Origin of the sequence: Microcoleus sp. MOSTC5 (assembly GCF_036701825.1) — a bacterium.
Classification (GTDB): Bacteria; Cyanobacteriota; Cyanobacteriia; order Cyanobacteriales; family Microcoleaceae; genus Microcoleus; species Microcoleus asticus.
Genome location: NZ_JAUBRK010000069.1, coordinates 1 through 13765 on the forward strand (window position 1 = coordinate 1; position 13765 = coordinate 13765).

14 protein-coding genes are annotated in these 13765 nt (G+C 46.4%); 7 read left to right on the top strand and 7 right to left on the bottom strand.

The features are described from left to right. Positions 1-100 precede the first annotated feature (100 nt). From QUA54_RS28275 to QUA54_RS28295, 5 genes are read right to left on the bottom strand one after another with little or no spacing between them, the layout of a single operon-like run. Positions 101-391 carry a hypothetical protein gene (locus QUA54_RS28275; RefSeq protein WP_333417687.1) on the bottom strand — a complete coding sequence of 97 codons (291 nt, stop codon included), beginning with the start codon at positions 389-391 and terminating at the stop codon, positions 101-103. A gap of 13 nt (positions 392-404) precedes the next feature. Beyond that, positions 405-620 (bottom strand): hypothetical protein, encoded by a 216-nt coding sequence (locus QUA54_RS28280; RefSeq protein WP_333310215.1) that lies wholly within the window; start codon positions 618-620, stop codon positions 405-407. Positions 621-623: 3 nt separating this feature from the next. Next, positions 624-833 (bottom strand): hypothetical protein, encoded by a 210-nt coding sequence (locus tag QUA54_RS28285; protein WP_333417689.1) that lies wholly within the window; start codon positions 831-833, stop codon positions 624-626. A gap of 3 nt (positions 834-836) precedes the next feature. Beyond that, positions 837-1013: a hypothetical protein gene (locus tag QUA54_RS28290; protein WP_333417691.1), complete on the bottom strand. Its 177-nt coding sequence runs from the start codon at positions 1011-1013 to the stop codon at positions 837-839. Next, complete coding sequence (locus QUA54_RS28295) at positions 1013-1627, bottom strand: hypothetical protein (RefSeq protein WP_333417692.1); 615 nt, start codon at positions 1625-1627, stop codon at positions 1013-1015. The genes QUA54_RS28290 and QUA54_RS28295 overlap by 1 nt, the downstream gene beginning before the upstream one ends. A gap of 168 nt (positions 1628-1795) precedes the next feature. Here QUA54_RS28295 and QUA54_RS28300 point away from each other — a divergent pair, with 168 nt between their 5' ends. The 3 genes from QUA54_RS28300 to QUA54_RS28310 all read left to right on the top strand — a co-directional run bounded on the left by QUA54_RS28300 (position 1796) and on the right by QUA54_RS28310 (position 3409). Continuing rightward, positions 1796-2044: a ribbon-helix-helix domain-containing protein gene (locus QUA54_RS28300; protein WP_333417694.1), complete on the top strand. Its 249-nt coding sequence runs from the start codon at positions 1796-1798 to the stop codon at positions 2042-2044. A 47-nt stretch (positions 2045-2091) separates the two neighbouring features. Beyond that, positions 2092-2727 (top strand): Uma2 family endonuclease, encoded by a 636-nt coding sequence (locus tag QUA54_RS28305; RefSeq protein ID WP_333417696.1) that lies wholly within the window; start codon positions 2092-2094, stop codon positions 2725-2727. A gap of 454 nt (positions 2728-3181) precedes the next feature. Beyond that, complete coding sequence (locus QUA54_RS28310) at positions 3182-3409, top strand: hypothetical protein (protein ID WP_333417698.1); 228 nt, start codon at positions 3182-3184, stop codon at positions 3407-3409. Positions 3410-3543: 134 nt separating this feature from the next. Here QUA54_RS28310 and QUA54_RS28315 read toward each other — a convergent pair whose 3' ends face one another. Then, the gene (locus tag QUA54_RS28315) at positions 3544-3666 is read right to left on the bottom strand and encodes a hypothetical protein (RefSeq protein ID WP_333417700.1); all 123 of its coding nucleotides are present in this window, start codon (positions 3664-3666) and stop codon (positions 3544-3546) included. A gap of 122 nt (positions 3667-3788) precedes the next feature. Between QUA54_RS28315 and QUA54_RS28320 the strand changes: the two genes are divergently transcribed. Together QUA54_RS28320 and QUA54_RS28325 are read left to right on the top strand one after the other, a co-directional pair. Next, positions 3789-6866: a DUF3854 domain-containing protein gene (locus tag QUA54_RS28320; RefSeq protein ID WP_333417701.1), complete on the top strand. Its 3078-nt coding sequence runs from the start codon at positions 3789-3791 to the stop codon at positions 6864-6866. 46 nt (positions 6867-6912) lie between these two features. Then, the gene (locus tag QUA54_RS28325; RefSeq protein WP_333386851.1) at positions 6913-7965 is read left to right on the top strand and encodes a hypothetical protein; all 1053 of its coding nucleotides are present in this window, start codon (positions 6913-6915) and stop codon (positions 7963-7965) included. A gap of 56 nt (positions 7966-8021) precedes the next feature. Here the strand turns inward: QUA54_RS28325 and QUA54_RS28330 are convergent, their stop codons facing one another. After that, complete coding sequence (locus QUA54_RS28330; protein WP_333386854.1) at positions 8022-8288, bottom strand: hypothetical protein; 267 nt, start codon at positions 8286-8288, stop codon at positions 8022-8024. A gap of 3635 nt (positions 8289-11923) precedes the next feature. On the opposite strand from QUA54_RS28330, the gene QUA54_RS28335 reads away from it, so the two are divergent. Together QUA54_RS28335 and QUA54_RS28340 are read left to right on the top strand one after the other, a co-directional pair. Beyond that, on the top strand, positions 11924-12433 hold the full coding sequence (locus QUA54_RS28335) for a hypothetical protein (protein ID WP_333417702.1): 510 nt from the start codon (positions 11924-11926) through the stop codon (positions 12431-12433). Continuing rightward, positions 12430-13116 carry a hypothetical protein gene (locus QUA54_RS28340; protein ID WP_333417704.1) on the top strand — a complete coding sequence of 229 codons (687 nt, stop codon included), beginning with the start codon at positions 12430-12432 and terminating at the stop codon, positions 13114-13116. Before QUA54_RS28335 ends, QUA54_RS28340 begins: the two co-directional genes overlap by 4 nt. Positions 13117-13765 lie beyond the last annotated feature (649 nt).

The following is a 13765-nucleotide window of genomic DNA, read 5'->3' on the forward strand; positions in this document are numbered from 1 at the left end:
GACTCGAACTCATGCACTGGCTAATTTCATAAATTCCTTTTTTTGTCAACTCCTAATACTGAACCGACGCCCTAGGGGATGATTTACGCGGCCAGCCGATTTACTTTCTCAGGGCGATCGGCTGGCTTTGATGTGTCATTTGGTTGAGCTTGTCAGATACTCGATCGCCCGCCGGGTGACCAATAACGGGCAACAACTCCCCGCGTCGCCAGCTTTCCGAAAGTTCGATCGCCGTTGCCAAATCCAGTCCAACAGCCATAAATTGGCACTCCGGGAATCCGAGGTTATCGCAATTGATGCACTCCGGCTCTGGCTCATCGGTAACAGGGGGCTGCAACATTGCCCAGATTTCGGGGTTGGATTCAGGCGTAATTTCAAAAACTTTGGTCATTGCTCAAGCCCTCCTATTTAGAAACGCTTCCAGCATCATCTGAATTCAGATTAATGCTGTTGTTAATAGTCACGTTGCCGTGAATTATTGTCGGCTCTGGAACTCGTTTTGCGCCCGATTGATAGCCTGTGTCAAAGCCAACTGCAAAGACAAGAGCATTGGTCAATAACGCACCGCCAACCATTATCTTTGTCAGGTTTTTGTCGAAGTCTTTGTCATCATCAAGCATCGCCTAAACCTCCTCAGATTTCACGTCAATTGCATCATCACCGTCTTTCGACAAATCCTTGCGTGTTGGAGTTGGCGATGGCTTATGGTTGATAACTCTGCCAGCGATAAAATCACCCTCGATTTTCTCGACGTAATTTCCGCCGTTAGTATTGATAACCCGTTTTCCCGGTTTTCCGTCCTCAAACACCACGCCATTGATGATTCGTACCATTTTTTAATCCCTCAAACTACTAATTTGACCAATCACTTCAATGCTTTTCGCATCCGCTACACCTTCATCTCTTAGCTGTAATGCAGCAGCCTGTAGAGCTTCCTGGGGGCGGGTTGCAACAACATTAAAGTGCCTTGTTGTGTTGCACTCCCGCTGCACTTTCACTTTAAAAAAAGCCATTATTCAGCTCCTCCTAATTTCATCGCCCGCAGTTGTGCCAGAACTTCAGCTTGTGCCTTCTGTTCAGCTTGAAACACTGCGAGAGCTCGTGCAGCTCCACGGTTTTGCGCGGCGTTGATTTCAGCATTGTCCAAGTCAGCGTCGCGCTGCCCGGCCGCCTGATTTTCGGAAGCAATTTGAGCTAGAAGCTGCTGCACATTTTGATTCAAAGATGCGGAGGCAGAATTTGCATTCTGATTCAATTGGGTGATCCGTCGATCGAGTGCAGGCGTGTATTCCGAGATTGTCAGTGATCCGGCAGTCGGTGCGATCGGTGTCGCTTCTACCAGTTTCCGCAGTTCGCTGAGTTTGCCAGCGTTGAGCAATTTGCAAGCTTTAAGAGCAAACTCAGAGTATTGGGTGGCTCGCGCTTCCCCACGGCGTAAGGCTTTAAGCTCAATGCCGTAGATATCTTGTAGTTTGGTGATCGCCTTTTGCAGCCCCGACTTGCTCAAATCAAGAATCGATTGTACTTGTGCAGCCGAGTACCAACGTTCGATCGCAATCGATTCTGGCTCAGGAGTATCGATTTCGGCAACCTCTACATCAATCACTGTCTGGTTTTCAAGGTTCATAGTTTTGCCCGCTTTGGGAGAATCAATTCGGAATCGATTTGGAATCGATTCGCTATGTGTGCTATCTTAGTCTCTGCTTACATCACTTGTCAAGAGTGATGTAAACGGTAGTAACTCTTTATCTCGGTAGACTTTTGCGGATAATGTGGATATATATCACGCCATCCCATGACTACCAAGCGACCTAGGACTACTATCAGTTTTGATGATGACGAGTATGCAGAGCTAAAAGAATGGGCGGATTCCGAATACCGCACCATCCCTCAATTAGTTCTGGTTTTTGTCAAAAAAGCGCTGGAGGAACGAAGAGAACACAACGCCCAAGACTCGCAGACAGTACCTGTCGCGTCTACAACAGTAAAACCGACCACAGCAGCGAAAGCTAAGCGGAGTAAGGCTAGTAAAGGTGCTAGTTGATGTCTAGCAGTTATTTAGCAGATGTCTAGCAAAGGAAACAGGCAACCATGATCCAAACCCAAACCAAGACAGTCACATTTGACGAGTTCGCGGCCTGGTATCCAGAGAACTCAGTCCGCCGCTACGAGCTACACAAAGGAGTAATTGTCGAAATGCCTTTAGGAACTGGCCCCCATTCCCGTGTTACAGGTTTTACCAGGGATGAGATCAGTGCAGAAATCAGGCGACTGAAATTGCCTTACTTTATCCCCGGTGACTGTCTGCTTAAACCCATTCGTGATGAGGCAGGTTATCAGCCCGACGTAATTGTCTTAGACCAAGTGGCGATCGCAAACGAACCGCGCTGGGATAGAGAATCTATCATCACGATGGGGTCTTCTGTACGGCTTGCTGTAGAGGTCGTTAGCACTAATTGGCAGGATGATTACCATTTCAAGTTTGCCGATTATGAAAAATTTGGTATCCCGGAATATTGGGTTGTTGACTATGCTGCTTTGGGTGGCCGGCGGTTCGTTGGCAATCCCAAACAACCCACTCTCTCGGTTTACCAGTTGGTTGACGGCGAGTATCAAATCAGCCAGTTTCGGGGAGATGACCTGATTGAGTCGCTAACTTTCCCACAACTGAAGTTGACAGCCGAACAGATTTTTCGCGCTGACTTGCCACCAACCGAACCGAACTAGAGACTGGATCGATCGCCCGTGGGGAGTTGTGGCGGCGCGGACGATCGGCGGTGCGGAGAGTTGCGGGGAGTTGCGGGCGATCGGCTTGAATTTACTTGAATTTATTGGAATTTATTTGTTTTTAATAGTTCAAGCTGCCGTTTTTTTGCGTAAAATTTACCACTTTGCGTAAAGTCGTAAATAAGTCAAAATTGCTTGCTAACCATCGGTTGCCCCGTACTTTTACTCAAATTTCCGAACCATCTTTGCGTTTGCGAATAACTGATATTTGTTCGTCCTCTCTTCACAGTCCAAACTGTTTATGCAAGAACTCTTACAAGTTTTTTTGGGGAGCTGGACGATCCAGCCAGTAAGGTTTGCACCTGTTTTGCTGCCCAAATACACGGTTCGATCGCAACTGACTTTCAGGTGCTAGAATCTATTTACTTGCTGATCGATTATTGAGGCAAACCGTATGCTCTATTCGGAAAACAAAGTACAAGTTGCAGTTTGGCTGCAACCAGAAGTTGTCGCCAACTGCGATACCTATGCCGAATATTTTTCCCAGTCTCGCTCTGGCTTTATCAATGAAGCTTTAAAACTTTACATTCGGCACGCCAAAAAACATTGCCAGTTGCTAGCAGAAAACGGAGAGAACGGCACTAATTCGCACGAACACAACGAAGAAGCGCTGGCAGCGTAAGCTTTTCAGCGCTTTTTACGATTTTTTATACACCCTAACTTTGCCAACAAAAATCTTGGCGGGTTTTTAAAACAAAGTTAGGAATCACACCGCAATAAAGGGCGGCTCTTACCAATATTATGTCACACCTGGTTTCAAGAAACACGCGCCCCATTGGCGAGGTGGCGGTTAATGCTAGCCTTCGTGCTAACTTGCTGGCTAGCTGTAGCGGTACGATCGCACGTTCCCAGAATTCTGACACCACCCATAGCTTTCATAGCTTCAAAAAGTCTTCAAACCTAGGCTGTAACTCAATTTCACTATATTCCCCGCAAAATACGACAACTAACCGGGAATTTTCTGCGGTCGGTTTTGAAGCTGCGATCGGGGGTGCGGTGTAATGAGTACCACACAATCTACACAAGAAAGCCAAGGACTTGATACCGCGCAATCCACGCCGGATTTGAAGGGATTAGGAACGCTATGCAGCATCGGCGAAAAATTCCTCACCCCCGAACATGAAGCCCACATCGCAGGCAGAGGCTTACTCAATCCTTGGGCCCGCGAATGCAGCTTCAGTGCCAGCATCGCCCAAGCTTCGCTCTATGGGATTTCGACAAAATCGGCGGGCATCCTGTTCATAGGGCAAAATGGGCAAGTACAATACCGACCGGATATCCGGGAGCCGAAGCGAGGCAAGAAGGAGCCACCAAAGTATTTAACGTCAGTCGGAGAATTCGATGCTTTTGTCCCCCCATCCCCCGACAACCCGCTCTACTGGGAGATTGAAGCCCTAAAGCGAGAAGCTTTTTATATCAATGATGTGCCTTATATTCTCCTTACTGAGGGAGTATTTAAAGCCCTTGCCGGGTGCTCAAATGGCATCCCCACAATTTCCTTGCTGGGAGTAGAGCAAGGCCTCACAGGTAAAGCCCGCGACCCCGAAAATCAGCGATTTCTAGTACCCGCGCTGAGAAAGCTCGCAGAGGCTGGCTTTGGCTTTATCATTGGCTTTGATGCCGATGCGGCCACAAATCCAAATGTGCGGGCGGCCGAGAAGAAATTGGCTAAGCAATTGGCTAAATTCAATGTGCCAGTGAGAAGTATCACGGGAGCCTGGGCCGCTGCCTCAGTGATTGAGTCCGGCGAGGTGAAAAATACTAAAGGCATGGATGATTTTATTCAGCACAAAGGGATTGAGGAATTCCGAGCAATCCTCAGCAAAGCAAAACTGTTTGGCGAGAAAGAGAGTGATGCCGAAAATGGAAAGGACAGAACTAAACCTATTACCCCCCGCGAAACAGCAGCGCAAATAGCCGAAGAATACGGGCATCACTGGAAATTTGACAATGAACAAAAAGCTTGGCGAATATGGACTGGCAAAGAATGGGAGAAAATCGAAATAGGCAATTTTGAAACTCTACTAATGACCGTAATTGATGCCAAAAATATTCCTTACAGCGGGGACGCCTACTTAACTGACGTACTCAAACTTTTAACCAAAAGACTGAGGGTTGCTCGCTGGCAAACTTGGGACAGGAAGCGTTACATCAATTTCAATAATTACGTGCTCGATGCTAGCAGGTTTACACGCTTAGACCACTCGCCGGGTATGGGATTTACTTCACACCTTCCTTATGAATACAAGCCTCTCACAGGCAGTACAAGCAGCGAGGTGTTGGAGACGTTAAAACTAAACTGCCCGAAGGTTTACCGATGGATGAATACGGCAATGCAGGGCAACCGCAAGAAAATCCTCAAACTGTTGGCAATCATCAACGGATTGCTTAAGTTTCGATTTTTTGACTTGCAGATGCTCGTTCACTTAATCGGTAAGCCGGGGAGCGGAAAGGGTACATTTATTCGACTACTTCAAAAAATAGTAGGTCGAGAGAATTGGAAAGGATGCAAACTCAAAAATATGGATGACGGCTCAACAATTGCCAGTATTATCGACAAGCAATTGGTAGCCTGTCCAGATGAGCGCACTGCTTTGGGTGTAGATGCGATATTGTCCTTGACTGGTGGCGATGCCGTCAGTTACCGGGAGGTATATAAACCAGCCTCTGATGCTTTTTTCTACGGCTTACTAATCATTGGAAGTAACAACCCGATTTTCGTAGGCGATACAACTGGTTTAGACCGCCGTTTGTGTCTTGTTCACTTCGACAATCCCTTACCAGCGGTGTTGCGAAATTCAAACATTGAAGCGGAGATGGATGAAGAAATCTCTCAACTCATTGCCGTGGCTCTTAGCCTTTCTGACAGCACAGTTACCGAGTGCATTCAAGGGGTAGGCAAAAATCAGATTGCAGAATTCAAGCTCGAAGAATGGGACATGAAGCTGCAAACCAACAGCGTTGCAGCTCACTTTGATGATTGCTTGATTGTAGACCCGACTGCCTCGACACCTACGGGCAAGATTTACGAACATTACAAGAATTGGTGCGACTCCAACCTCAAAGCAGTTTCTCATATCAAGTATCCAAAGATGCTCTCGGAGCTCTGCAACGATTACCTTGAACTCACTGGAGTCAAGTGGCAGCGTTCCCGTGGTCGCAGTTGGATTGAAGGACTAAGACTTCGCACCGAAGGGGAAACATCGCCCACTCATTCTGATGTACTTTCGGCACTTATCCCTGAAGATTCTCCTACCAATGATGCGGGGTTTGACGGGGTTACGACGGGGTTACGACGGGGTTCAGAATCCTTGCCAGACGGGAATTACAGCCATTTGCGGGGTTTAGACCCTTTAAACATTCCAAATAAAACCGAAACTTCTGCATCACACGAGGAAAGCCACAAGACGAACCAGGAAACAGAAGCAGTGGAAATAGAAAAAGTAGGTTTGAACCCCGTCAACCCCGTCAAAATACCAGAACCCTTACCAGTAGAAGATTTAAACCCCGCAACAAACCCCGCACAAACCCCGCACAAACTCCGTCAAACCCCGCACTCTGAACTCAACGAAGATGAACTCAACCTGCTGGACATGATTCGGATAGCAACGGCAGAACCCGACCCCGAATCTGCACGACGGGCAGCGGCAGACATTCTGCCAATCCTTAAAGATGTCTGTACCAGGGGAGCTGCCAACCGCGAGAAAGTTTGGGCCGCTTTGACCGATTCGGAGCAAGCAATATTCTCGGAACTGACGGCGAAGCCGATGGCCGCTCGCGACAATCCGCAAGAACCAAACCCCCTCCAACCCGTGCCAGAGCCAGAAATTATCGCCCCCGCCGATGCCGAAATATTGCGAGAAATTGCAACAGTTTGGTGGGACGAATTTTATGGCGAACAACTGCAAAACCTACTCACCCAGATGTTTGGCTGGCAAGCACCGGGGACTAAATACGACGCCACCACCATAAACGCTTGGCTAGTGACTGAGGACGCAATTGTGCGCGATCGGATAGGCGAATTGTGGCAACTAAAACACGGCGAAGGCTTGATAGATTCCCTTGACTGTGGCTTTTAGGCGAACTCCCCACACCCGTCGTTTACCCAAATACTTGAGTTACCCCATGAAAACTTTTCTCGAATTCCATCGCACTTACCTGTTTGCAAGCAAAACGTTGATCCAATTGGCAACCGACCGCCTCACAAACAATCGTGCGTATCAAATCTCGCAAGCAAAACTGGCGATCGCAATCGCTAACCAAAAACTCGAAAAATTAGAATCTCCCGTGTCTGTGTTTAGAACTCTTTCTGAGTACGAGACGGAATTGCCCAACGTGGGGGAGTTGCGGGAGGAATTAACGGTCTTAAATCGGAGATTGGTGGCCGCCTGTCGAGTTCCCGATATTCTGCCGTCCAAGCGCGATAAACGACGGGCGATTGAGCAAGTTAAGGATGTAGTAGAGGGCGTGGTTTTGAATCTCAATCCTGAATCAGTGATCAAGTGGAACCCGCAATTATCGTTGCTGGAAAAGCACTTGCTCTCACGATTTCCGTACCTGTCGGAACAGGAAAATCTCGTGGTAGAGGGCGTTATTTTTGGGATGGGTAGTACCTGGTACAATGTCACGTTCTCTGGGGAGTATGACACTTTAATGGAGCCGATCATCCAGCGTGTTGGCGGGGGTATCGTAACTCGAAACTCTTACGGGGTTCTGGTACTTAATTCCCCTTCCGTAATGTTTGTGGATATCGACATCGAGGGGGAGGACATGAGTTGCCGATCGCGATTCGGCGGGGATATCAAATCGGCTGTGAATTTGATTGAAGCATTCACCAAGTATTCGGGGCTGGCTTTTCAGGTTTATAAAACGAAAAACGGGCTTAGGTTGCTTGAATTGTCCCGGACTTGGGATGCGCGGGGAAAAGATGCGGCGGAAGTTTTTGACAAACTTGACGCCGACCCATTGTTTGCTCAACTGTGCAAAACGCAAGGTACTTTCCGGGCGAGACTGGAGCCTAAGCCTTGGCGCGTGCGATCGAACTCCATTAATGCTGTCGCGTGGAATTTGGGGGTACTTGGACAACCGTCAAAAATTCCTTTGCAAGTACGCAAAATCCAGCAATATCACGATGGCGCGTGTTGCACCTCGATGTCGCAAAAAAGTGTCCTAGCTTAACCCACAACCCACCGCCGATGTTCTGGCGGTTGTCGGCGCGACAGAATTTGCCCGGTTCAAGCGGATTGCCGATCGTTGCCCCGTTTTTTGATTTCTTCGTGCTGACACGGAATGAACCAGGTGATCGGCTTGATGCGGTAACTCGATCGCCCGCCAGCAGACTTATCTGTTCGCCACTCGCACCGTCGATCGAAGCCGCCACCAAAAAAATTAGCTGATTTTTTGTGTGCCCTAAAGTCAGGCGTTTGCAGTATAAAGTCAGGCGTTTGCAGTATAAAGTCAGGCGTTTGCAGGTATTTGTAGGGGCTGCATTTTACCTGCATTTACCTGAAAATATCCTGCAAACACCTGCAATTTCCTGCCTTTTTGTGCTGTTCGTGTCTTGATCTGTTGGGACTGGTTATAGTTGTTCTCTCTCAGTAGCAAGCAATGTTTTTGTGATCACAAACCGTGACTAATGTGTGCAGAGAAAACTATCCACCCCCATCAATATTGAGCATACTGCTTACCCACAGTTCAACCCCTGTTGATATGGAATCAGTTCCGACTCGCGAGTGGCTACTGAAGCCCAAATACATCAATAAGAGCGGTAAGGTATGGGACAGGACGGCGAACTAATTTTTTGTGGGAATGTATTAGCGATCGCTCTTTACGCCTAGAGATTACTGCCTGTATTAATAACGTGGAGAATTATAACCGCCATTAATAGGTGGAAGTCGAGCGACTACTCTAAACCGAGCGACTACTGTAAACCGAGCGACTACTGTAAACCGAGTCAGGCGGTAAATTTTTATCCGACTGTCAAGCTCGCTCGGGCAATAACAGTTTAGCCGATTGCAAAGCGCGGGCCCGACAATAATATTTCACCCGACTGTCAAGGCTGACATAACGGCTGCTGTGTTGCCAATTTTCTCACACTTGCTTAACTTGATTTTTAATTCAAGTTAGATACTGTAACTTGATTATTAAATCAATTCACTTTTTGTTAAAAACGCTAAAAAATCACTAATTGTTGCGTCAGCTAAAGTCAGGCAAGTGCAGTATAAAGTCAGGCAAGTGCAGTATAAAGTCAGGCAAGTGCAGTATAAAGTCAGGCGTTTGCAGGGGGTGCACTTTACCTGCATTTACCTGAAAATATCCTGCAAATGCCTGCAATTTCCTGCCAAATTACTGCTTTTTTGTGCTGTTCGTGTCTTGACCTGTTGGGACTGGTTATAGTTGTTCTCTCTCGGTAGCAAGCAATGTTTTTGTCCGTACAAAACCTTATTTATTACTTTTAAATAAAAACGATGCACCCTTATGAATGGGGAATCCTAAGTGCAAGGCGATCGCGCTCTTGCTGGCTATCGAACGAACGATTCCCTCGCGATGATCATAGCCATCAGCCGGCTGCTTCGCTTGCAAACAGGAGAGCGGGCGCGCGCTCGCGTCGGGCATTCGCCACCAATGCCGAACTGCACCAACTGGCTTGTGTCGTGCCCGGCAATGCTCCTTCGTAAAGGCGGCTGCCCTGTACACCAACAGGCTCGCTCCTGACTTCAAGAGCGACTGGCAGGAGCACAGTTCTATCCTTGTCCAAACTGCCCCATCAAACTTTCTTGCCTTGGCTGTTGTCGTGTGCGTGAGCGCCAGTCCTGCCTACCAACAATTCTCATAGCAATCTTGCAAAAACCCTTAATTTGCAAAGAGTGCTCAATTTTACCCCCTATAACGTCTATTTGACATGGCTTGCTATGCGACTAGGGTACTAACTACGAGGATTGAGGAGGATTCAGAAGGGTCTAAATTACCAAAAATCGCGTCAAAAGCAACAATTCTTTACAAAAACTGATAAGTATTTATACTGATTGTGACCGAAAAAGTAGGAATTACGAGGTGTAACGAGTAATAACTGTGCTGGTTTCTCCTCTTTTTTCCTCCCAAATTTTAGCGAAAAATTGTGAATGAGTAAGTGCGATTTTCCTGCATTGTTTTGGTCAAAGTGTACTTGGATTGATAGCATCAATGGTGAGCCAGTGGTAGCGACTTGCAGGCTGATTCGGATGTTCGAGTAAGGGCAGCGGAGTCGAATCGCGAGTTGTAGTTTTTAAAGTCAAAACAATTCAAATCACCACAAAGGTTAGGCTTTGAATCGATCGAAGCAGCTATCGCCACAACTACCTAAAAACTAGGGCTGGGGTGTCAAGGGGCTTAATTTTACCCGCTCTTCAACTGTGCCTCCCAATCAATACCACTGATGCGATGTTAGCCAAGTGTTTCAAAAGGCTTGGTTTTACCCGCTCTTCAACTGTGCCGATTGCTCATACTATTGTGGCGGCTTTTGCTTTGACTACAAATTTCACTGGCTTGCCGAAGTAACGCTATTAGCATTCTGGCAGCAAAAAATTACTGAGACATCTTGCTTTTTTTGTACAAAAGTACGGTAGCACTGCCTTCAATCTAGCAAACAAACTGAACTGCAACTCTTGTTAGAAAAACGCTACCGCCTTTGTCCGATACATTAATATGCAATAGCTGAATGGCTAATAACGAGGCCGCTATTTTTTAGGCAGTCTTAACAGCTTTTCAATTAGTTTTGCTTGCTCAATTGTGAAAGTACAGCTTGCTATAAATGCTACCACTTTTGAGCCTCTGCTACAATTCATGGAATTAGGAGTGTAGAGTTTGCTGTTAAATTGTTAAATTGATATTAAGTGTACCGGGACAGGAAAAAACCTCAAAATTAACTTTTTAGGACTGATTTTTCGTGAGTTTTTGGCTGTTTTTGGCTGTTTTTTCTGAGAATGTGCGAGTAAACTTGTGCAAGCTCAGCTTAATTGTTAGCTGAATTTGGGGGCTTGTTAGCAACAAAAACCGCATGAGAACTCAAACTTATGCCAGATAAGAAGCTTGCACAAAAAGCAAAGCTCACTGGTAGCAATAGCAATGTTCAGATATATATTTATACCAATATATAAAAAACTTCTCAAATAAAGAGGAACGTTTGTATGGTAGAGCCACAACACGCTCAGTATTGAACAAAAATTCAATTAGACGAACGATCGCCCTCGTAGTTTTAGCAGAATTAAGTAACCACACAAAATTAATTACATAAAGACTCCTTGCTAGGCAAGGGTTTCAGTAGAAATATTGTGTAATTAATTCTGCACACCTACTTAGCCGGCTCAACAAATACTTTTCGATGCAGTATTCCAACGGATAACCTGAATATTGACTCTTAGTGGTTGGGTTGAGCCTGTTTGTTTATGCTCTTTTCAGCTATAGTTACTGCTAGAACTACTATCGGGTAAGCTTTGATTCCAATTCCTGCGATCGCGCCAACTGAAACAATCGCCAATGATTACCCGCAAATGCGGGGGAGCGAATAGGGAAAACAATTAGGTCAAATTGACCGATAATCAATGCCAATCACTCGCGATCGCACCAACTGAAGCGATCGCCAATCGCGGAGGGTTTGTGCCAGCATCGGTTCTATTATTTATGAGCTTGCTGTTTTGATACTGAACTATAACGAAATCGCGCTAACCCGTGTTTCCCATGCCATTTTCCAGCAAAATCTGCAACGTGCAAACAAGCGATCGCCCTACCAATAGAAACAAGTATATATTGTAGAGACTGATTTTCTTGATTGAGCAGAAATTATCCTCCAATCTCAAACTAAGAACCGATATCCACCTCACCTCGAAACCAGAAGTAAGGTGTAGCAATAGCAATGTTCAGAGATATATTTATACTGCTAAAGAAATTAATCGCCAAATGGATGAAGTGGATGGTGCGATCGCTCCTACAACGTCCTGTCAGGCACAAGCTATCGCTGTACTCCCGAAATAACTCACGCCCTTCAACGAGCGCCGAACATTAAATTAAAGTCGCCACATCTCGATTATTCGCTATTCGCGAATGTAGAATAAAGGAAAGAAAGCGATGCCCAAGGCTGGCTGAGCCTACCCATAAAGCGATGCTCAAACCGCAAGATATCGTTGCCATACTCAAAGTCCACAGTTGGGAAAAAGCAACCTGGACTTACAGCACCCTCGCTCAAAGCTTGGGTATGAGTGCCTCAGAAGTTCATAGTGCGCTCGCTCGATGTGAAGCAGCAGGCCTCTATGATGGCGAAAATCGCAGGATTTTGACCCAAGCCCTGCTAGAGTTCTTAGTTCACGGGCTGCGCTATGTATTCTACGCCCAGCCAGGCCCCTTAAGTCGGGGACTGCCAACGGCGCATTCGGCTGAGCCGTTGAAAAGCAAGCTGATTGCCTCACCGTCTGAGGTTTATGTCTGGCCTGACCCTCAAGGAGTCGTCAGAGGGCAGGCGATCGCGCCTCTGTACCGTTCAGTCCCCCAAGCTGCTAAAAACGATCCAGAACTCTACGCCTTGCTTAGCCTGATTGATGCGCTGAGAGTAGGTCGAGTGCGAGAACAGCGTTTGGCGGTTAGCGAACTTGAAAACAGGCTCGTTACCCTATGAACCCGCAGATATTGATGCTAGAAACAGTTGCCAGGGTACTCTCGACGGTACCCACTACCCTCGTCTTCACAGGAGGGGCAACCATATCGCTTTACCTGGATGAAGCTGCGGCCCCTGACATTCGACCTACCGATGATGTTGATTGCGTCGTCGAAATTGCATCCAGGGCTGAATACTACCAACTATCAGACTTGTTGCGAACCCTTGGACTCCAAGAAAGTACAGCATCAGGCGCACCTCTGTGTCGCTGGCACTACGAGGAAATTTCCATTGATGTCATGCCGTGCGATGAGTCGGTACTGGGATTTTCTAATCGTTGGTACAAACCTGGTATTACTCATTCTATTCGTTACCAACTTCCAAGTGGTAGGCAAATCCTAATTTTTTCAACGCCTTATCTCCTCGCTTCCAAAATAGAAGCTTTCATTGGTAGAGGTGGGGGTAACTTTTATTTTAGTTCTGATATTGAAGACATTGTGGCATTGCTGGACGGGCGTTCTAGTTTGTTCGAGGAAGTGCAGCAAGCTGACGAAGAAGTGAAAGCATTTTTATCAGAATGGTTTCGAGCCGAGCTTGCAAATCTGTGCTCCATCGCGCCTGCTTTCCTCTCACCCGTTGCTAAAATTTCAGGTCGCACTCGCTTGCTATTGGAAAGAATTGAAAGGCTGGCGATGGTAGTTTAGTAGTTGACTGTTAGCAATTATACTCTGCCTTATCAAACTGGGTTGAATAGTCAGCTAATTTAGGATGCTTTTGTGCTTGCAAGCTTCCTCGAAAGCTACGTAGGGGCTTATTTGTTACGTTTCTTAATATCATGTCCTATTTTGCAAGTATCTCGGCTGTACCCCTACTAGGAGAACTTTACCAGCAAGAGCAATGGACAGGCTTATGCAGTATTGCGATAGTTGAAGAAGTTCGTCATCTCTGGAACAAAACCCCTCTATTTTGTGTAATTTTACCTAAGTTTTTTATCAGTAAATGCTCAACTAAACGGTTGTGCTATTCGTCAAAATTGAGATATTAAAAACCAATGGCATTGGAGTTTGAATGTGATTTTTGATAAAGATAAATCCCAAATTCGCTCGTTAAATAGTCCTTATAATTTCGCTCTGGTAAGACGGATCATCCTTAATGCGATCAACCAAGAAATAACTTTCCAGCATAGCCTGCGACAAAAAATTAAACGGGCTGCGATGAACAATGACTATATAATACAAATCTTCAAATGCTTTCGTCAAGCATGATTGAGGTGCTCTTACCCTGCTTGTAATTAATGAGAATTGTCGGCAGCGTGCGATCGGATAGCTGAACAGTTACCAAAATTTGGTATGA